Source organism: Streptomyces lacaronensis, assembly GCF_047337785.1.
GTDB classification, from domain to species: domain Bacteria; phylum Actinomycetota; class Actinomycetes; order Streptomycetales; family Streptomycetaceae; genus Streptomyces; species Streptomyces lycopersici.
Map to the genome: position 1 here is coordinate 6,116,625 of NZ_JBLHDK010000003.1, position 18,897 is coordinate 6,135,521.

An 18,897-nucleotide genomic window follows, 5' to 3' on the forward strand; every position below is an offset into this window, starting at 1 on the left:
AAGCATCCGCCGCCCGGGCGCCGTCCCTGTCCGATCCGCTGAACCGGAAGGAAGTCCCAGCATGACGCAGCGCACCAGCGCGGCGCCCCGCAGTTGCCCGAACTGCGACGGGTTCGCCTCTGCCGCCATCACCACCGGCGGACGCGACCAGTGCGGCCACCTCCTCACCATCACCGCCGACTGCCCGGCCTGCCACGGCACCGGCACCCGCACCAGCCGCCGTGACCGGGAGGGTGTCCGTGCCTGACCTGCTCGACCCGACCACCCTCGGTGACCTGTTGAGGGTGGCTTCGGCCACCGACTACACCCGCTGGGAAGACCAGATACGCCGCACCGGCGGCTGTGCCGACCCCATCCACCTGCGCGGCTGGGTGATACGTAAGGACAGGACCACCGGCGCCACCCTGCACCACTACACCACCGCTGACGAGCCGGGCGGACGACTCCGCGTCGCATGCGGCAACCGCCGCGCCTCCCGCTGCCCGGCCTGCGCCTGGACCTACGCGGGCGACACCTATCACCTCATCCGCGCTGGCCTGGCCGGGGACGACCGCCGAGACATCCGCGCCACCGTCCGCGACCACCCCCGCGCCTTCGCCACCCTCACCGCGCCCTCCTTCGGCCCGGTCCACAACCGCCCCGACCGTGGCGCCTGCCGCTGCGGCACCCACCACGCTCCAGACGCACCGGAGCTGGGCACCGCCCTCGATCCGGCCACCTACGACTACGCGGGCGCCGTGCTGTTCAACAACCACGCCGGACAGCTCTGGCAACGCTTCACCAACCGCCTACGCCGCGAGATCGCCGCCCGTGCCGGCATCACCCAGAGAGAGCTAAAGGAGCGCGCCCGCCTCTCGTACGGCAAGGTCGCCGAGTTCCAGAAGCGCGGCGCCATCCACTTCCACGCCGTCATCCGCCTCGACGGCCCCGACGGACCCAACACCCCGCCACCGTCCTGGGCCACCGTGCAGCTCCTCACCGATGCCACCCACGCCGCCGTCTCGCATGCCTACACCTCCGTCTCTGTCCCGGCCGCCGAGGACCAGCCCGCTCGCACCTTCCGCTGGGGCAACCAGCTCGACGTACGGCCCGTGAAGGCGTTCGGAGACGGCTCGGACATCACCGAACAGGCCGTCGCCTCCTACGTCGCCAAGTACGCCACCAAAGCCGCCGAGACCACCGGCACCCTCGACCGCCGCATCGGTGAACTCTCCGAACTCGACCGCCACGACGTCCCCGACCACACCCGTCGCCTGATCGAAGCCTGCAAGCGGCTCGACCCGCTCTACCCCGACCGGCGCCTATGGGCCTGGGCACACATGCTCGGCTTCCGGGGCCACTTCTCCTCCAAGTCCCGCCGCTACTCCATCACCCTGGGCGCGCTGCGCCAGGCACGCGCCGACTACCGGGCCGCCCAGGAGACCGCTGCCCTGGGCCTGGAGGACGTTGAGCCGGACACCGTTCTCGTCCTGGCCGACTGGCAGTACGCCGGACACGGCCACACCCCGGGCGAATCCGCCCTCGCCACCACCATCCATCGCGACCTGCAACTCAACCGCGAGACAGCTCGTGAGGCGCTGGCGAACGAGGGGGAGTGGTGACCATGGACCGACTCCTCACTGTGTACGAGGTCGCGGAGCGGCTCGGTACGGGCGTCCGCTTCCCCCGCCGACTCATCGAGGAACGCCGCATCACCTTCGTCAAGGTTGGTCGGCACGTCCGCATACCCGAGAGCGCCGTAGAAGCGTTCGTGGGCGCCAACACCGTGGAGCCGATCGCCCTGCGGCCTACGGGACTCAGGAGGGCTGCCTGATGGCTGGCAAGCGCAAATCTCGCCGGGACTTCGGACGCGTGCGTAAGCTGCCCTCCGGCCGGTTCCAGGCCCGCTATCCGGGACCTGACGGTGTCCTGCGTCCGGCGGATCGAACCTTCGCGACCTCGACGGACGCTGATCGCTGGCTGATACGGAAGCGCATTGAGATCGAAGAGGGGCGCTGGCTCGATCCGGTCGAGGGGCAGACGACCGTACGCGACTGGGCTGCCCGCTGGCTCGCTGCCGTCTCGCCGCAGCTCAAGCACAAGACGCAAGCCTCGTACCGGTCGCTGATCAATTCGCTGATCAATCCGGCACTCGGTGACCGCGAACTGTCGACCCTCCGGCCGATCACGATCGCTGAGTGGGTCGGCGCGATGAAGACCAAGGGGCTCAGTGCGTCACGTATCCGGCAGGCGTACCGGGTCCTGTCGCAGATCATGAGGGCGGCCGTCGACAACGACATGATCCCGCAGACGCCGTGCCGGGGCGTGAAGCTGCCTCGGATGCCGCAGACCGAGCCGCACATCCTCACCCCGCTCGAAGCCTCCCGGATCGTACGGAGTGCCGACAAGCCGCATGACTTGTTGATCGCTCTCCTCGCGTACGCGGGACTGCGCGTCGGCGAGGCGTTCGCCCTCCGCCGCGTGGACATCGATGTGCCCGGCGGCTTCGTCTTGGTCGATGAGAATCTGGCGGAGGCCAACGGCGCCTTGGTCTTCGACACACCGAAGTCCCACCAGAAGCGGCTCCTACGAGTCGGCCCGTCGCTCGCGAAGCGGCTCAGGCGCCATCTGGAGACTCTGCCCGGTGGAGATGACGCGCTCCTGTTCACGACACCCGGCGGCAAGCCGCTGCGCTACAACCAGTGGCGCAAGGCGTACTTCGACCCTGCCGTGTCGGCGGCCGGGCTGACCGACGTGACCCCACACGATCTTCGCGCCTCACACGGAACCTGGGTCGCCGATCAGTACGGCGTGATGACCGCCGCTCACCGGCTCGGCCACTCGAACGCGAGCGTCACGACCCGGCACTACGCCCGACCGGTCGCCGGACGCGATGACCAGGTGGCCGAAGCAGCGGACTCCTGGCTCAGCGGGCACGACCACGCCCCTGGGGCACGTAGCGGGCACGACGACGATGACGACGGCTCCGCCGGGGGGCTCGTGTCCGTCTGACCTGCGGCAGAGCGAGCAGCCTGCATGATCGGCGAGAGATCTTGAAAACCGTCGTGGCAGCGATGTCACCGAGGGTTCAAATCCCTCAGCCTCCGCAGAGGTCAGCAACGTAGCTGGTCAGAAGGGGTGCCCCCGGTTCGGGGGCGCCCCTTCCGCATGTCCGCCGTCTCACCCTGTGTCGCTCGAATCCCACCGTTGCCCAGCGTGTGTGGGCCAGGCGTGGGCCACGTCGCTGTCGACCGTGATCGCCGGTCGCGCGTCCTGGCGACCGTGACAGCAACGACGGCGCGCTTTTCCGGACTAATCGATTCCTCATGCGATTTTGGCGCGCATGGGTGATCATCTGCATACCTGAAGTCCGAACACGGAGGCATACATTCATGAGACCGACGCGTGCCGTTCTGCTCGTCGTGGCCACCGCCCTGACCCCAGCCCTCCTCTTCACCGCCCCGGCGTTCGCCGACAGTTCGGCGGCCACGGTCACCACCACCGTGGCGACCGTGTCCGACACACCGGTGGACGAGATGTCGGAGGACGAACTGCGTGCAGCGATCGCCGCCATCCTGGCGGACGAGGGCAGCGGCCGGGGGGTCGTACGAGAGGCCAATGAGGCCCTCAACGGCACGGTGGATGACATGCGCACCTTCTTGAAGACCGGCTACCGACTGGCTCAGGCCGAGGACGACCGGGTCGCCATCGCCCGCATCCTCCACGTAGCGACGCAGAACAATGACAAGCGAGTCATAGAGGAGGCCAACAAGCTCCTCGACAACGACTCCCCGGAGGAGATGCGCGCCTGGCTGGAGACCGGCTACCGACTGGCCCAAGCCGAGGACGACGCCGTCTACATAGCTCGCCTGCTCGCGGCTCCGAACATCAGTGATGCGCTGCGCGCCGCGGCCAACGCTGCCCTCGACGACGGCTCCCCGGAAACCCTGCGCTACTTCCGCGAGGTGGGGCAGTACGAGGTGGCCGGTTAGGCAAAGCGGGGAATACGCGCTGCCCGAACCCACGGATCAAGAGGTCCAGGGCCCGGCTGACGGATGAGGTGACGGGTTTATGAGTGGATTGTTCCGTATCTGTCGGACGGGGTTTCGGAGGAGGCTGCGCCGGCGCAGAACTCGTTGCCCTCTGGGCCAGCCATCAGAATGTGGTGCCCGTCGAACTCATCCAGGACCTTCCCTCCCGCGTTCGTCAGCCGTTCGGCCCCTCCAGATCGACATCCGCGCCCACCGTTCGTCAGGCGGCCGTGTCCTGGTACGCGGATGTCGATCTGGAGGGGCCGCGATGAGTTTTCGTCGTCTGGTCGGTCCGCCCTCGTATGGATGAGGATTTCGGCGTGACTGGCGCCCGTGCAGAGGTCGAACTATCCGTCGACGCGCCGGTGGACCAGTTCTGGGAGGCGATCACGGACCTCTCACGGATCGGTGACTGGAGCCCGGAGTGCACCTACGCGGGTTGGCTGGACGGCTGGAGTGGACCAGCGGTCGGGGGGCGCTTCGAGGCCCGCAACCGGTTCCCCAATGGGCTTGTCACGCGGGTCGTATGCATGGTCGTCGCGGCGGACCGGCCGTACTCGTTCGGCTGGAGAGTGTTCGGGGGCTCCCCGGAAACCGAGGAGCATTTCGCCACCTGGACTTACGATCTACGGCCCGCCGCGCGGCAGGATCAGACGGTGGTCCGTCAGTCGTTCATCCATGGACCGGGTGACAGCGGAGCCCGCGCGGCGGTGCGGGCCGACCCTGAGAACGCCGCGGTGCTCCTGCAGGGACGGCTGGACCAACTACGCCGCAACATGACCGCGACGATCGAGGCGATGGCCCGCGACATCCGAAGCCGGAGCATATGAGCACCTGCTTCCGATCTCGCGTGGCGTAGCTGTCAGAAGGGGTGCCCATGGATCAAGGGGGCACCCCTTCTGCGTGTCGTGCTCCCGGTGTCAGGAAATGGAGACGCTGGTGCCGAACTCGAAGAGGCTGGACTCGTTCGGCCGGACCTGGCTGATCGCGTGGCCCTGGCAGTTCGGGAGGTCGAAGACGGTGGCGACCTGGTTGGTGTTGTTGGCCACGAACATGGGCCAGACGTTCGTCGTGTAACAGCCACTGGGGTTGGTGTGGGTGGCCAGGCCGACGGTCAGGGTGCCCTGGGCGGCCATGGCCGATCCCGCCGGCGACAGGGCGAGGGATACCGCACCCGTCGCCGACGCCGCCACAAGCCCGATACGACGCATCGTTGCCTCCTGCTCAGACACGGTCCGGAGGAGACGCCGACCGCCCCTCCTCACTCATTGCTAGGGGCCGTCGCTTGACGGGCGCTCACGGCTCGCGTGAGCCGTGAGCGTTCGTGCGGCGGGTCGTGGTCAGTGGCGCGGAGATGCACGCGGCGGCGAGGAGGATGCCGAAGGCGACGGTCAGCGCCGTGGTGTAGCCGTGGACGGATGCCGAGCTCGGCGTGGTGTGGCGTGCTGACGCGAGGGAGGACGCCGTCGCGGTGGCCGCGATGGTGTTGAGGAGTGCGGTGCCGAGGGCGGCTCCGAGTTGCTGGGAGGCGTTGTAGGCGGCCGATGCGGCCCCGATGTCGGCTCGGGGTGTGTCGGCGGTGGCCAGGGCGGCGGTCGGGGGGATGACGCAGCCGAGGCCCAGTCCGGTGAGTACCAGGGCGGGTGCCAGGTAGAGGGGCAGGACGTGTGTGCTCTGCGGTGTCAGGCGCGTGAGGATGAGCATCCCGGAGGCCGCGGTGATCAGGCCGGGCAGGATCAGCGCGGCGGGCGTGAGGCGTCCGTGGAGCTTCCCGGCGATGAGTGTGGAGCCGATCAGGGCGGCCAGGGCGTTGATCATCAGCGTCAGGCCCGCCTGGACCGGTGAGTAGCCGAGAACGGTCTGGGTGTAGTAGCTCATGAACAGGTAGAAGCCGAACATGGCGACGAACATCAGGCCGATCGAGATGAGTGCGCCGGCGCGGGCGCGGTGCCGAAGCATGCGCATCGGCAGCAGCGGGCGGGGGGCTCGCGCCTCGACGGCGGTGAACGCGGCCAGCAGCAGGACGCTGCCGGTCAGCAGGGTCAGTACCCTCGGTGAGCCCCAACCGAGGGGTTCGGCCTCGTTGAAGGCGTAGACCATGGTGGCGAAGCCCGCGGCGCTGAGCAGGGCGCCCGCGACGTCAAGCCGCCCGTCGCCGCGGACGGGGTGATCCGGTGGCACGCGTGTCGCGCCGAGCAAGGCGAGCAGTGCGACAGGGACATTGATGTACAGGCAGCCCCGCCAGCTGACGTACTCGGTCAGCAGTCCCCCGGCGACCAGGCCGAGGGCGGAACCGGAGGCACCGACCGCGGCGAACACACCGAACGCCCGGCCACGTTCGCGCGGCTCGGTGAACGTCGTACTGAGCAACGACAACCCGGCGGGCGCGAGTACGGCGGCGAAGACGCCTTGCAGGGCACGGGCCCCGAAGAGCGTCTCGGGGTTCACGGCGGCACCGCCCAGGGCGGAGGAAGCGGCGAAGCCGGCCAGGCCGAGGATGAACGTACGGCGATGGCCGAGTGCGCCGCTGACCCTGCCGCCGATCAGCAGCAGACCGCCGAAGGCCAGGGCGTACGCGGTGATCGCCCATTGCCTGCTCGCGTCGGACATGCCGAGCGCGCTCTGCGCGGAGGGCAGCGCGATGTTCACGATGGTGCCGTCCAGGACGACGAGGAGCTGGGCCGCGCTCACCGCCAGCAGCGTCGACCACTGCCGCCGCGCGGGGGCGGCTCCTCCTGTGCCGTGGCGGGTCTCGAGGGCAGGCTCCGCCCCGGGCTGATCGGTGTCTCGCGGATTCATGACTTCAAGTGTTTCGTTGAAGTGATCTCGGAGACTTTTCATCGACTGTGGCCGCCGGACCAGCGCCGATGAGCCGATATCCCTCAAGTCGCCGGTTGAAGGTCGGTGAGGTGAGGGCTTCCGGACAAGGGCTTCCGGACACGGGTTGCGGACAAGGGCTTCCGGGCAAGGGGTGCGGCGACTTCACATCTGGTCGGGCTCTTCGCCGGCCGCGCTTCTGCTCTCGTACGGCACGACGACGATCTGGTACGCGTCCTCGTAGACGATCCTCCCCGGATTCGACGACCGGATCGTCCGGCACTCGATGCCATGAGCGGCAAGGATCTCCAGGTAGCCGGCCACCCGCGTGATCAAGGCCTGGGACGTGGGCTTGAACCAGGCCGCCGCGCCGGGGTGGATCTCGTGGTCGTAGACCGTCGGATCCACGGTCGAGGGGTCTGGATAGGCCGCGTTGTACCAGTCATTGTTGGCCCGTCGGAAGCGTTCCTGCTCTTGCTTCGCCGATCTTCACGTGCGGATGTTGGAGACGGGGGACGGGGGGCCGTTGTCGGTTCGGTGGAGCTGGTCGGTGGGCAGATCTGGCCGAAAAGCTATGGGTGGGGTGTTGGTGCAGGTCAGGGCCGGGGGATCGGCTGTTTGAGGGGTGGATGGTGGGTGGGAAGGCGGGAAGTGGGCTTTTAGTTGTAGCTAAAGGTGGGAAGCTTTCACTGAGGGCGTTCGACGCCCGAGGTCGGCACCATGCGCTGGGAGGTTGATGAAGCGTGCCGTGGAAGAGCAAAGGTGCGAAGGCGGAGGCTGCCGACCACTCGGGGGCGCGGTTGGCGCGTCAGGCCACTGTGGAGGTCGCCGGGTTGCTGGGGAAGCGTGGCATGAGCCGCACTGATCTCGCCCGGCTCATGGACGTTAGCCCGGGGCGAGTGAGCCAAATCCTCTCCGGTGACGAGAATCTGACGCTGCGCAGCCTCGCTGCCGTGGCCGATGCGCTGGAGCTGGACATCAAGATCAGTTTTGTGGAGCCCAAGGAGGACGGGACTCGGCGGCCGTGTGGGCTGGGCGATGGGTCCGATGCCTTTGTCTACGCTCCTTGAAGGCATCGGAATGCGTGGGGTGCGTGGGGCGTGCGGGGTGCGTGTGTGTCCCTGACGGGGGTCGTTGTGGTGTGCGGTGGGCGGCGCCACGTCGAGGGTGTGAGTCACGTCAGGGGCCCGAGTCACGTCAAGGGTCCGAGCCACGTCAGGGGTGCGAGGCGCCCGTCGTGGCGAGGGGGCGTACCGCCAGCGCCTCGTCCCGTAGCCGCATGAGCTCACGGTCGCCGCTCCGCTTCCCGGTGCGGTAGCCGAACTCCAGCATGCGTACGCAGGCGTCCATGGCCATCGCCAGGGCCTGACGGCGGTCCTCCGCCTCCTCCCGGGTCGGGGCGTGCAGCTCCGGCGGGAACTCCTGGACCTCGCGCTGCCGGCACTTCGCCTCGATGTCGGCCTCGACCTTGGCCGCGTCGTCCAGGAGCTGGTCCACCTCTTCGTACAGGGTGTTGATCGTCGTCCTGTCCTTGGTCGCGGGGGTGCAGCCGCGCAGCTGGAGGCGCGCCTCGAAGGCGAACATGCGCAGCTGGGCCACGTTCTCGAAGTCCCTGACCAGGCGGTGGCAGTGGAGGTACATGTCGTGGACCAGCCGCCGCTCCAGCTCGCTCAGCAGCACCGCGATGCCCAGCGTGATCACGGCCACGAAGGGCGGCGTGGACTGCTGGTTCTGCTGCTGACGTACGCGAGGCGCCAGGGCCCCGCCCGCGGCGGCAGCGGCCACGGCGGGTGGCACATCGGCGGCGTGCGGCAGCAGCAGGGCGATGGTGAGCAGTGCCGCCGCGCAGGTGCAGGCGATGATTCCGCAGCACAGTGACGCGGACCTTACGGTCCCCAGCAGGCGGCCCTTGTCGGCGAAACGATGGACCAGCGAGATCCAGGTGACCAGCGCGCAGACGCCTATGGGTAACGCGATCTCCGCGAACCACCCCTGTGCGTAGAGCTCGTGCAATGCTCCCCCCTGATCGCGCCTTGGTGCCGAAGCGCCGGTCGCTGGGCACCGATCGCGGGGAGAGCGGGAATCCCTTCACTGTCCGCCCTCAGGGGCGGAAGCACCGGCGAGTGGGCGTGTGGTTCCTGCGCCGTTCGGTCCCCGCGCCGCCTGGTTCCTACGCGTTTCGGTCCCTGCGCCTTCCGGTTGCTGCGCCTTCCGGCTCCTGTACGGAGCGCCTCGTCGCATGGTCACGATAGTGCTCTTCGTTCCCGTAGCGCACGGGTCACCGTCCGTGTACCGCTGGATCGCGCCGCCTCCGGCGTCCTCCGATACGTCTGCCGCCTCTGTTCCGTTCATGCCGCCCAGGGGTCATCACGGGCATCAGGCCGGGCGTCAGGCACACGCGTCCGGGGGCTGGAGGTGGCGGGCGGCGCTGCGGGCCGCGGAGGCTACCGTGGCGCGGGCCTCGCGCGGGGGCAGGCCGGTGTCGAGCGCGGCCTCGATCAGAGCGGGGGCCAACTCCGGTCCCGCACCCGTCTCGTAGGCGCGGCAGGCCGCCCAGAACAGCCGGTCGTTGCGCTGACCCTCCCGTGAGGCGCGGACGAACCGTACGAGCCCCTCCAGGGCCGCGGGATGCGGCTCGGGGAACGGCGGGCCGGGGTGGTACGAGGGGCGGTACGAGCTGGGCGGGGCCGGGCGCGGTGGCGTGAGCAGGCGCAACAGAGCGGACGGGACGGGGGCCGGGGCCCAGGCGGGGGCGCCGGGCGCTAGGCGATAGCTGCCGTGCGAGGCGTAGGAGCCGGGGCCGACGAGATAGCCGCCCAGTCCACGGATGTCGATGCCAGGGGCCAGACGACCGGCGGAGTTGGGGACGGCGAGGCCGGGTGGGCCGCACAGCCACAGATGGCGGCCGCCGCTCGGGGTGAGCACGGTGACCGTACGGGGGATGGCGAAGGCGTGCTCGCGGGCCAGCCGGGCGAGGGCGGCCAGACCGTCCGTGCCGCCCTTACGGCTTGCATGGGGACTCCCGGCCGCCCCGGCCCCGGCTGGGCCAGCCGTCTCGGCCCCGGCTGCCCCGGCCGCCCCGGCCGCCCCGGCCCCCTCGGCCGTTCCGGCCCTGGTCCTCTCGGTCCTCTCGGTCCTCTCGGTTCTCTCCGCCGTCCCGGTCCCTTCGGTCCGGCCGTTCGTGTCGCCCGCGCCCCCGGATCCCTGTGGCCTGCCGGGCGCTCCCGGCTTATCGGGCCGCACACCCCTGACGTCGAGGTCGATGCCGATGAGGTGGTACGGGGCGCATCCGCAGGCGATGCCGTAGCCGGTGGCCCAGGGGGCGGCGGCGAACAGGGCGCGGATCGTGTCCGGGGCCGCCGAGGCGTCATGAACTCCGTGGCCCAGTCGGCCGCATTCGCCATGGCACGGCAGCGGCGCGGGGTCGTGGTGGTGAGGGGAGCGCACGGCGGGCAGCTTCGCGCGGGTCAGCGGGATTACCCGGAAACCGTGGGCCGCGGCGGTCAGGGCGTGGGCGAGAGCATGGGCGAGTAAGGGATTCGCCATGTCGCCCATTTTCGGACAAGTGTTCGGTAATGGGAAGAGGGCCCGGCAACTCGCCGAGGATGGCCGAAATTATGCGGAACGGAATCTCTCGTAAGGCTCGGTCTATGGCCGGGTGGGGGTGGCGCGCCGGGCGCATCGTCGTGACGCGGGGAGTGGGGGTGCGTGGGGTGTTTAAAACAGGTTCATCATGCTTGCGTGGTAATTCGAGTGGCCCGCGCGCATCGTCCGGGAATCGATGGGCAACTCTGCTTCCGTGACCCTTCCGAGCCTCGGGGAGGTCACGGGAGTCGGGGGATCGATCGGAGGAATCGAGATGGCGGACATCCGGACGGATCCCGGTCGCACCTTCACCGTGCCACCGTTCTCCGCGTCCAGGATGGGGCGCTGCTCCTGGGATGTGACCCGCTCGCACGGGGGCAGGTCGCCGCCATCGCGGGCACCCGCGACCGCCATGACCCCGAGCGCCGCGACCGCGACGACCGCCGCGAGCGCCTGTAAGGGAAAGGCGGGAATCGCGGGGAACGCGGAAGCGGCACGGTGTCCGAACGATCTGAGTGAGCTGTGGTGATTCATTGAGCGAAACGGGACGGGTGAGGTCGTACGGTCGCGCGGTGGCGTATCAACGCCACCGCGCGATCGTGCGTGTGCCGTGCTTCGGCGTTCGTCCTTGACAGCGTCGATTTATCTGACGGATAGTCAGATAGCTGTTGCTTTCTACGGCAGACATGCGGCAGGGGAAGCGATGACGCGTGATGACCTGGACGTTGACCCGGAAGAGCTGTACGGACGGCTGAAGGCGTACGAGGGGCGGACGGCCGCGAGCGGCGGCGCGGGCAGGGACCCCGTCAACGAGCCCATGATCAGACACTGGTGCGAGGCCATGGGCGACACCAACCCCGCCTATCCGGCTGTGGCCCCGCCCACGATGCTCCAGGCGTGGACGATGGGCGGGCTGGCCGGGCACCCCGGCGGTTCGGCCCGCTCCGAGGCGTACGACGAACTGCTGGCGCTGCTCGACGACGCGGGCTGCACCTCGGTGGTCGCCACCGACTGCGAGCAGGAGTACCTGCGGCCGCTGCGCCCCGGCGACCGGGTCACCTTCGACGCGGTGATCGAGTCGGTGTCGCCGAGCAAGACCACCAAGCTGGGCACCGGACACTTCGTCACCACCCGGATGAACGTCCGCACCCGGGACGGGGAGCTGGTCGGCACCCACCGCTTTCGCATCCTCAAATACGCACCCGCGCGGCCCAAGAATGCGACGAAGCCAGAGCCGACGCGAAAGCCGGAACCGACGCGAAAGCAGGAGCCGACGGCCGACCGTCCCCGCCGCCCTCGCCCCGTCATCAACCGCGACAACGCCGGTTTCTGGGAGGGCGTCGCCCGGCATCAGCTGCTCATCCAGCGCTGCCTGGACTGCGCCACCCCGCGCTTCCCGTGGCTGCCGGGATGCGGGGCGTGCGGCTCCCAGCGGTGGGAGACGTTCGAGGCGTCCGGCGCCGGCACGGTGTTCAGCTATGTGGTCATGCACCATCCGCCCTTCCCCGCCTTCGACCCGCCCTACGCGGTCGCCCTGATCGAGCTCGCGGAGGGCGTGCGGATGGTCAGCGACATCACCGGGGTGCCCTACGACAAGGTGCGCATCGGCATGCCCGTCGAGCTGGAGTTCCTGCGCGTGGACGAGGAGCTGGAGCTGCCGGTGTTCCGGGGCGCGGGGGCGTAACGGATGGACGAGCGAACCCCCCGTGGCCCTGGCGGCGCGGACCGTACGGACGAGGAGGCGGTCGTATGACGGTGCGTACGGGCGATGAGCTGCCCCCACTGCGCATTCCGATCACCCGGACGCTGATCGTCGCCGGTGCCCTCGCATCCCGGGACTACCAGGATGTGCACCACGACGCCGAGGCGGCCAAGGAGAAGGGCTCCCCGGACATCTTCATGAACATCCTCACCACCAATGGACTGGTCGGCCGGTACATCACCGATCACTTCGGGCCGCGGGCCCGGCTCCGTAAGGTCGCCATCCGGCTCGGGGCGCCCAACTACCCGGGCGACGAGATGGTGCTGACCGGCCAGGTCACCTCGGTCGCGGAGGGCACGGCGGAGGTCGCCGTCATCGGTAAGAACGGCATCGGCCACCATGTGACCGGCACGGTCACGGTGCAGTTCCCCAGCGACGCCCCAAAGACCACCACCGCCCTCACCCCCACCACCCCGGACACCCCCCGATGAGCGCCCGCAAGCCGGACACCCTGGGCGGTCGGGCCGCCATCGTCGGCATCGGCGCCACCGAGTTCTCCAAGGACTCGGGCCGCAGCGAGCTGAAGCTGGCCGTCGAGGCCGTCCAGGCGGCCCTGGACGACGCCGGGCTCACCCCGGCCGACGTGGACGGGCTGGTCACCTTCACGATGGATACCAGCCCCGAGATCACCGTCGCGCAGGCGTGCGGCATCGGCGATCTCACCTTCTTCTCGCGCGTGCACTACGGCGGCGGCGCGGCCTGCGCCACCGTTCAGCAGGCCGCGCTCGCCGTCGCGACCGGCGTCGCCGAGGTCGTCGTCTGCTACCGCGCGTTCAACGAGCGCTCCGGGCGCCGCTTCGGCTCTGGCGTACAGCACCGCGAGCCGTCCGCCGAGGGTGCCGCGCTCGGCTGGTCGCTGCCGTTCGGGCTGCTGACCCCGGCCTCGTGGGTCGCGATGGCCGCCCAGCGCTATCTCCACACCTATGGGCTGACTCCCGAGGTTTTCGGCCATGTGGCCGTCACCGACCGCCGCCACGCGGCCATCAACCCGGCCGCGTACTTCCACGGCAAGCCGATCACCCTCGCCGAGCACGCCGCCTCCCGCTGGATCGTCGAGCCGCTGCGGCTGCTCGACTGCTGTCAGGAGACGGACGGCGGACAGGCGATCGTGGTCACCAGCGTGGAGCGGGCGCGTGACCTGTCGCGTCCGCCCGCCGTGATCACGGCCGCGGCGCAGGGCGCGGGCCGCGGCCAGGAGCAGATGACGAGCTTCTACCGCGACGATCTGACCGGCCTCCCCGAGATGGGGGTGGTCGCCGGTCAGCTGTGGCGCGGCAGCGGCCTGACCCCGGCCGACATCGACGTGGCCATCCTCTACGACCACTTCACGCCGTTCGTGCTGATGCAGCTGGAGGAGTTCGGCTTCTGCGGGCGCGGCGAGGCGGCCGGATTCGTGGCCGAGGACGCGCTGCCGCTCAATACCCACGGCGGTCAGCTCGGGGAGGCGTATCTGCACGGGATGAACGGGATCGCCGAGGCCGTCCGCCAGATCCGCGGCAGCTCCGTCAGCCAGGTGCCGGGGGCCGCCCGCGCTCTGGTCACCGCGGGCACCGGGGTACCGACATCCGGGCTTCTCCTCGGCGCAGACGGCTGACTCGCGCGCGTGTCGGCGGTATCGGGCCGCCGAGGTCCACCTTCACTCGTCATATGACCCGAAGTAAGCAGAGCAGATGGCAGATTACGGGCTGGGCCATCGGTCTGGCCGCGGCCCTGGCCACCGCGGTCGCCGGTGCCACCCCCGCCGCCTCGGCGGAGGCCCTGCCCGACCCCCGCCCCCTGGGCGCCAAGGTCTTCAAGGGCTGGGCCTTCGACACCTGCCATGCGCCGTCCCTCGCCACCCTTCGCGCGTGGAACAGCTCCCGCTACCGCGCCGTCGGCGTCTACTACGCGGGCCGCGGCCGGGCCTGCGCCAGCCAGCCCAACCTCACCGTCTCCTGGATGCGTGGCGTCAAGAGCATGAAGTGGCAGGTGCTGCCCATCTTCGTCGGATCTCAGTCGCCTTGTGTCCGCAACACCAACAAGAAGCACGTGCCCATCGGCAGCAAACCGTTCTCCCAGGGGCAGACGGAGGGCAAGGACGCGGTGGCGCGCGCCAAGGCGCTCTCCCTGAAGAAGCGCAGCGCGCTCTACCTCGACATGGAGGCGTACGACCTGAAGCGGACGAGCTGCGCCGCCAAGACGCTCTCCTTCATCCGCGGCTGGAACCGCGAGGTCCGCTCGCGCGGCTTCTTCCCCGGGTTCTACAGCAGCGCCGAGTCCGGGGTGCGCCATGTGGAGCAGGCCCGCCGGGCCGGGGTCCATGACCTGCCCTCCGTGATGTGGTTCGCGCGCTGGAACGGGAAGCCGTCGCTGTACGGGGAGTCGACGCTGGCCAAGAGCGCGTGGAATCCGCACCGCCGGATCCACCAGTACCGGGGCAACGTCGATGTGACGCACGGCGGCCGGACGCTGCGCATCGACCGCAACAAGGTGGACGCACCGGTCGCGATCATCAAGTGAGCACCCGTGGGTCGCCTTCGGGGAAGAACGTGGGTCGCCCTCGGGAAGAACCCTGACCATCCGGCCGCCCCCTCCCCCCGCAGGAGGTGGTGCCGGCACCACCCGTACAACCTGAGGCTGATTGCCCTTCGGCACTTATGGCCGATCCGCTCCGACCTGCTCGCTCCTAGCGTTGAGCCATGACCACGACCGTGTGCACAGGCGTATCCGCCGCCGCGTTCCCGTCGTTCACCTCGTACGTACGGGCGCGGGGGCCCGTGCTGCTGCGCACCGCCCGCTCGCTGACCTCCAACGCGTCCGACGCGGAGGATCTGCTGCAGACCGCGCTGACCAAGACGTACCTGGCGTGGGAGCGCATCGAGGACCACAAAGCGCTGGACGGCTATGTGCGGCGCGCCCTGGTCAACACCCGGACCTCGCAGTGGCGCAAGCGCAAGATCGACGAATTCGCCTGCGAGGAGCTGCCCGAGCCCGAGACGGTGCCCGCCCCGGACCCCGCCGAACGGCAGGTGCTCCGCGACGCGCTGTGGCGGGCCGTACTGCGGCTGCCGGACCGTCAGCGGGCGATGGTCGTCCTCAGGTACTACGAGGACCTGAGCGAGGCGCAGACGGCGGAGGTGCTCGGGGTGTCCGTCGGCACCGTCAAGAGCGCGGTCTCGCGCGCCCTCGGCAAGCTCCGTGAGGACCCGGAACTCGGCCACGCGGCATGATCGCCTGACCAGGGGGACAGACGGGGGACCGACGGGGTCCCGGGGTAGTGACATACCAGGTGGTCGGTTGCAGAATCGGCGGAACCTCTACCCGCGTAACCGGAACCCCTGGAGGCCCCGGTGCTCAGCACGATGCAGGACGTACCGCTGACCGTGACCCGCATCCTCGTGCACGGGACCCTCGTGCACGGCCGTACGGCCCATGTGACCACCTGGACCGGAGAGGGCGAGCCCCAGCGGCGCAGCTTCCACGAGGTGGGGGTGCGGTCGACCCAGTTGGCGAACGCGCTGCGCGATGAGCTCGGGGTCGAGCCGGGGCAGGCCGTGGCCACCCTGATGTGGAACAACTGCGAGCATCTGGAGGCGTATCTCGCGGTCCCGTCCATGGGCGCGGTACTGCACACCCTCAACCTACGGCTGCCCGCCGATCAGCTCGGCTGGATCGTGAACCACGCCGCCGACCGCGTGATCATCGTCAACGGTTCCGTGCTGCCGCTGCTGGCCCCGCTCCTCCCCACTCTCACCACCGTGAAGCACATCGTGGTCGCGGGCCCCGGTGACCGTTCCGTCCTGGACGGCTGCGCCGCCCGGGTCCATGAGTACGAGGAGCTGATCGAGGGGCGGCCGCAGCGCTACGCCTGGCCGGAGATCGACGAGCGCCAGGCCGCGGCCCTCTGCTACACCTCGGGGACGACCGGACACCCCAAGGGCGTGGCCTACAGCCACCGCTCCATCTATCTGCACTCGATGCAGGTCAACACCGCCGAATCGTTCGGGATGTCCGGGGGCGACGTACTGCTGCCGGTGGTGCCCATGTTTCATGCCAATGCGTGGGGCACCCCGCACGCCGCCTTCATGGCGGGCGCCTCGATACTCATGCCCGACCGCTTCCTCCAGCCCGAACCGCTCGCCGAGATGATCGAGCGCGAGCGCCCCACGATCGCCGCCGCCGTCCCCACCGTCTGGCAGGGGCTGCTCGCCGAGCTCGACGCGAGGCCGCGGGAGGTGAGCTGTCTGCGCAACGTCTTCATCGGCGGCGCGGCCTGCCCGCCCTCCCTGATGAAGGCGTACGGGGAACGCCACGGCATCCACGTCGTCCATGCGTGGGGCATGACGGAGACCTCTCCGCTCGGCTCCGTGGCCCATCCGCCGGGCGGTCTCCCGGCGGAGGAGGCCTGGCCGTACCGGCTGACGCAGGGCCGCTTCCCGGCGTCCGTCGAGTGCCGGTTGATCTCGGCGGACGGCGAACTCGTGCCGTGGGACGGGAAGACGCCGGGTGAGCTGGAGGTACGCGGTCCGTGGATCGCGAGCGCGTACTACGGAGGGGCGGACGGCGAGCCGTTCCGCCCCGAGGACAAGTTCACCGAGGACGGCTGGCTGAAGACCGGCGACGTCGGCACCATCAGCCCCGACTGCTATCTGACGCTGACGGACCGGGCCAAGGACGTCATCAAGTCCGGCGGTGAGTGGATCTCCTCGGTCGAGCTGGAGAACCAGCTGATGGGCCATCCGGAGGTCGCCGAGGCGGCGGTGGTGGCCGTGCCGGACGAGAAGTGGGGCGAGCGGCCGCTGGCCACGGTGGTCCTGACGGACGGCGCCACGATCGGCTACGAGGGCCTGCGGGCCTTCCTCGCCGAACGGGTCGCGCGCTGGCAGCTGCCGGAGCACTGGGCGGTGATTCCGGCGGTGCCGAAGACGAGCGTGGGGAAGTTCGACAAGAAGGTCATCCGAAAGCAGTACGCGGACGGGGTGCTGGACGTGACCACGCTGAGCTGAGGAACGCCGGGTTCCGGGGGCGCGTCGGCAACGCGGCCACCGTAAGGGAGCCCCTATGGGCAACGCGGCCACCGTAAGGCTCCCGTTCGGGCCCACCGGCGTGGCCGCGTCAGCCGGCACAGGCGTGCAGCAGGGAGCGCCCGGCCGCCGTCACGGTGTGCAGCACCATGTTGTGGTGGCGCGCCGCGGTGGTCAGGCCCGCCGCGCGGAGTATGGTCGCGTGTTCGCTGGCGCTGGCGGTCGCGATGCCGACCCGCTGGGAGAGCTGCGTGGTGGTGCGTCGCGGGCGTTCGGCGATGGCGCACAGCACGGCGGCGCGGTTGCGCCCCAGCAGGGTGGACAAGGGCTGTGGCGGCCTACCGGAAGCGGTGAAGTCCGCGGTGGGGAGCGGCTGTTCGGCTCGGCGGAGGGAGAACGTCAGCCACCGCTGCGGCTCGCCGTCCTCGACGTCGAACGGGTCCGTGCCGAGAAAGGGATCGCCGCCGAGCAGGGTCGGGATGAGAATCAGCCCCCGGCCGCCGAGGTGGACGTCTTGGTCGCCCGGGGAGTCGATGTGCAGTACGGGCGGGCTCCAGTGGGCCCCGCAGTGTTCCAGCCGGGCCAGCACACTCTCGATCCCGGCTGAGGCCAGGCACGGCCCGTGCCGCGCCCACGCCGGGGCCGCCGACGTGCCGATCCGGTGCCATGACGGTTTGATGACCTGGTTGTGGACGCTGCGCAGCAGCTTTCCGTAATGGTCCAAGGCTCCGAAGCCGTCACCGAGGCGATGTGTCCACGCGGAGCCCGTCCGGTACCGCTCGCAGGCCCGTGCCACCTGCTTGCGGACCTGTGCCGGAGGTGTCGCCAGGACGGTTTCGAGAGCCTCCCGGGGGTCCTCGGCCGCCGTAGGAGTCCACAGGAAGTCGGAGCAGCGTGCCCGGGGATGCCGGGCCGTCAGCCTGCGCAGGGAAGGCTCCAGCCGTCTGGCGGCCTCCCACTGCCATGCGTCGGACCGCGCGGCGTGGGCCGGTTGCCGTAGGCGCCACAGCGCCAGCCCCACCTCCAGAAACGGCCGGGCCCTCTGCGCCAGGCGCGTATGGGCCAGGTCTTCGCCCGTGAAGTGAATCCGCAGTACCACACCCCCATTGTCAGGCACCGCCGTCTTTCGGCCCGAGCCGAATCAGGTCGCCTTCCCGTCGGCTCCCGGAACAGGATGTAAGCCGTACGGACGGAGCGGACCGGTGCACCGGAGAGATCACGCCCGCACACGACGCGACCACGAAGAAGGGACAACCCACATGCAGCGCACATTTGCCCTGGCCACGGGCGCCGCCCTCCTGAGCGTGGGTGCACTGGCCGCCGCGTCGGCACCGGCCACCGCGGCGTCGGCACCGGCCACCGCGGCGTCGGCACCGGCCACCGCCGCGGCGCGGCAGGTAACCGAGCGAACGGCCGGATCGCAGATCATGCAGCGCGTCGACCGGGTCAACGTGCCCGATTGCGTGAAGTTCAAGACGGACTTCTCCGGGGCCACGGATCACCTGTACATCACCAACAGGTGCGAGAAGGCCAAGCACGTGAAGGTGATTCTCGACTCGCAGGCCGACTTCGAGTGCCAGAAGATCAACGCGGACCGCACTGAGCACTACTGGTGGGGGTGGCCCGCCAAGGTCAACAAGGTGAAGGGCTGCTGATGAGCTGACACCTGGCGTGCTCATCGCCGACGAGCCCCGGGGCCGGAAGAGGTCTCGGGGCTCGT

20 protein-coding genes and 1 pseudogene are annotated in these 18,897 nt (G+C 69.7%); 14 read left to right on the plus strand and 7 right to left on the minus strand.

Annotated elements, in window-relative coordinates; translation table 11 throughout:
- Positions 1 to 61 precede the first annotated feature (61 nt).
- The 5 genes from ACMTAK_RS26610 to ACMTAK_RS26630 all read left to right on the plus strand — a co-directional run bounded on the left by ACMTAK_RS26610 (position 62) and on the right by ACMTAK_RS26630 (position 3,971).
- The gene (locus ACMTAK_RS26610; RefSeq protein ID WP_413808531.1) at positions 62 to 247 is read left to right on the plus strand and encodes a hypothetical protein; all 186 of its coding nucleotides are present in this window, start codon (positions 62 to 64) and stop codon (positions 245 to 247) included.
- Positions 240 to 1,601 carry a replication initiator protein RepSA gene (repSA, locus tag ACMTAK_RS26615; protein ID WP_413808532.1) on the plus strand — a complete coding sequence of 454 codons (1,362 nt, stop codon included), beginning with the start codon at positions 240 to 242 and terminating at the stop codon, positions 1,599 to 1,601. The genes ACMTAK_RS26610 and repSA overlap by 8 nt, the downstream gene beginning before the upstream one ends.
- Positions 1,602 to 1,603: 2 nt before the next feature.
- Positions 1,604 to 1,813, plus strand: a complete 210-nt coding sequence (locus tag ACMTAK_RS26620) for a helix-turn-helix domain-containing protein (protein WP_046085260.1) — start codon at positions 1,604 to 1,606, stop codon at positions 1,811 to 1,813.
- Positions 1,813 to 2,991, plus strand: a complete 1,179-nt coding sequence (locus tag ACMTAK_RS26625) for a tyrosine-type recombinase/integrase (protein ID WP_413808533.1) — start codon at positions 1,813 to 1,815, stop codon at positions 2,989 to 2,991. The genes ACMTAK_RS26620 and ACMTAK_RS26625 overlap by 1 nt, the downstream gene beginning before the upstream one ends.
- A 380-nt stretch (positions 2,992 to 3,371) precedes the next feature.
- Positions 3,372 to 3,971 carry an ALF repeat-containing protein gene (locus ACMTAK_RS26630; RefSeq protein WP_413808534.1) on the plus strand — a complete coding sequence of 200 codons (600 nt, stop codon included), beginning with the start codon at positions 3,372 to 3,374 and terminating at the stop codon, positions 3,969 to 3,971.
- A 77-nt stretch (positions 3,972 to 4,048) separates the two neighbouring features.
- On the opposite strand, the gene ACMTAK_RS26635 is transcribed toward ACMTAK_RS26630, so the two are convergent.
- Positions 4,049 to 4,324 carry a VOC family protein gene (locus ACMTAK_RS26635; RefSeq protein WP_413812996.1) on the minus strand — a complete coding sequence of 92 codons (276 nt, stop codon included), beginning with the start codon at positions 4,322 to 4,324 and terminating at the stop codon, positions 4,049 to 4,051.
- Between the two features lie 6 nt (positions 4,325 to 4,330).
- Here ACMTAK_RS26635 and ACMTAK_RS26640 point away from each other — a divergent pair, with 6 nt between their 5' ends.
- Positions 4,331 to 4,840, plus strand: coding sequence for an SRPBCC family protein (locus ACMTAK_RS26640; RefSeq protein WP_413808535.1), 510 nt, complete (start codon positions 4,331 to 4,333; stop codon positions 4,838 to 4,840).
- A 90-nt stretch (positions 4,841 to 4,930) separates the two neighbouring features.
- Here the strand turns inward: ACMTAK_RS26640 and ACMTAK_RS26645 are convergent, their stop codons facing one another.
- The 3 genes and pseudogenes from ACMTAK_RS26645 to ACMTAK_RS26655 form a co-directional block, all read right to left on the minus strand.
- On the minus strand, positions 4,931 to 5,221 hold the full coding sequence (locus ACMTAK_RS26645; protein ID WP_413808536.1) for a hypothetical protein: 291 nt from the start codon (positions 5,219 to 5,221) through the stop codon (positions 4,931 to 4,933).
- Positions 5,222 to 5,306: 85 nt separating this feature from the next.
- A complete protein-coding gene (locus tag ACMTAK_RS26650) occupies positions 5,307 to 6,809 on the minus strand; it encodes an MFS transporter (protein WP_413808537.1) in 1,503 nt (500 codons plus the stop codon).
- Between the two features lie 183 nt (positions 6,810 to 6,992).
- Positions 6,993 to 7,301: pseudogene (locus ACMTAK_RS26655) on the minus strand (hypothetical protein); the annotation flags it as partial.
- A 344-nt stretch (positions 7,302 to 7,645) separates the two neighbouring features.
- Here ACMTAK_RS26655 and ACMTAK_RS26660 point away from each other — a divergent pair.
- Positions 7,646 to 7,897 (plus strand): helix-turn-helix domain-containing protein, encoded by a 252-nt coding sequence (locus ACMTAK_RS26660; protein WP_413812997.1) that lies wholly within the window; start codon positions 7,646 to 7,648, stop codon positions 7,895 to 7,897.
- 145 nt (positions 7,898 to 8,042) lie between these two features.
- Here the strand turns inward: ACMTAK_RS26660 and ACMTAK_RS26665 are convergent, their stop codons facing one another.
- Positions 8,043 to 8,840: a hypothetical protein gene (locus ACMTAK_RS26665; protein ID WP_413808538.1), complete on the minus strand. Its 798-nt coding sequence runs from the start codon at positions 8,838 to 8,840 to the stop codon at positions 8,043 to 8,045.
- A 375-nt stretch (positions 8,841 to 9,215) separates the two neighbouring features.
- Positions 9,216 to 10,382 carry a bifunctional DNA primase/polymerase gene (locus ACMTAK_RS26670; RefSeq protein ID WP_413808539.1) on the minus strand — a complete coding sequence of 389 codons (1,167 nt, stop codon included), beginning with the start codon at positions 10,380 to 10,382 and terminating at the stop codon, positions 9,216 to 9,218.
- Between the two features lie 733 nt (positions 10,383 to 11,115).
- On the opposite strand from ACMTAK_RS26670, the gene ACMTAK_RS26675 reads away from it, so the two are divergent.
- From ACMTAK_RS26675 to ACMTAK_RS26700, 6 genes are all read left to right on the plus strand, one after another.
- The gene (locus ACMTAK_RS26675; RefSeq protein WP_413808540.1) at positions 11,116 to 12,096 is read left to right on the plus strand and encodes a bifunctional MaoC family dehydratase N-terminal/OB-fold nucleic acid binding domain-containing protein; all 981 of its coding nucleotides are present in this window, start codon (positions 11,116 to 11,118) and stop codon (positions 12,094 to 12,096) included.
- 65 nt (positions 12,097 to 12,161) lie between these two features.
- Complete coding sequence (locus tag ACMTAK_RS26680) at positions 12,162 to 12,605, plus strand: MaoC family dehydratase (protein WP_413808541.1); 444 nt, start codon at positions 12,162 to 12,164, stop codon at positions 12,603 to 12,605.
- The gene (locus tag ACMTAK_RS26685) at positions 12,602 to 13,768 is read left to right on the plus strand and encodes a lipid-transfer protein (protein ID WP_413808542.1); all 1,167 of its coding nucleotides are present in this window, start codon (positions 12,602 to 12,604) and stop codon (positions 13,766 to 13,768) included. Before ACMTAK_RS26680 ends, ACMTAK_RS26685 begins: the two co-directional genes overlap by 4 nt.
- Positions 13,769 to 13,821: 53 nt before the next feature.
- On the plus strand, positions 13,822 to 14,673 hold the full coding sequence (locus ACMTAK_RS26690) for a DUF1906 domain-containing protein (protein WP_413808543.1): 852 nt from the start codon (positions 13,822 to 13,824) through the stop codon (positions 14,671 to 14,673).
- A gap of 179 nt (positions 14,674 to 14,852) precedes the next feature.
- Positions 14,853 to 15,383, plus strand: a complete 531-nt coding sequence (locus ACMTAK_RS26695; protein ID WP_413808544.1) for a SigE family RNA polymerase sigma factor — start codon at positions 14,853 to 14,855, stop codon at positions 15,381 to 15,383.
- A gap of 120 nt (positions 15,384 to 15,503) precedes the next feature.
- The gene (locus ACMTAK_RS26700; protein WP_413808545.1) at positions 15,504 to 17,159 is read left to right on the plus strand and encodes a long-chain fatty acid--CoA ligase; all 1,656 of its coding nucleotides are present in this window, start codon (positions 15,504 to 15,506) and stop codon (positions 17,157 to 17,159) included.
- A gap of 109 nt (positions 17,160 to 17,268) precedes the next feature.
- On the opposite strand, the gene ACMTAK_RS26705 is transcribed toward ACMTAK_RS26700, so the two are convergent.
- Entirely contained in the window at positions 17,269 to 18,276 is a 1,008-nt protein-coding gene (locus ACMTAK_RS26705; protein WP_413808546.1) for a winged helix-turn-helix domain-containing protein, read from the minus strand.
- Positions 18,277 to 18,436: 160 nt separating this feature from the next.
- On the opposite strand from ACMTAK_RS26705, the gene ACMTAK_RS26710 reads away from it, so the two are divergent.
- The gene (locus ACMTAK_RS26710) at positions 18,437 to 18,832 is read left to right on the plus strand and encodes a hypothetical protein (protein ID WP_413808547.1); all 396 of its coding nucleotides are present in this window, start codon (positions 18,437 to 18,439) and stop codon (positions 18,830 to 18,832) included.
- The last annotated feature ends 65 nt before the right edge of the window (positions 18,833 to 18,897 follow it).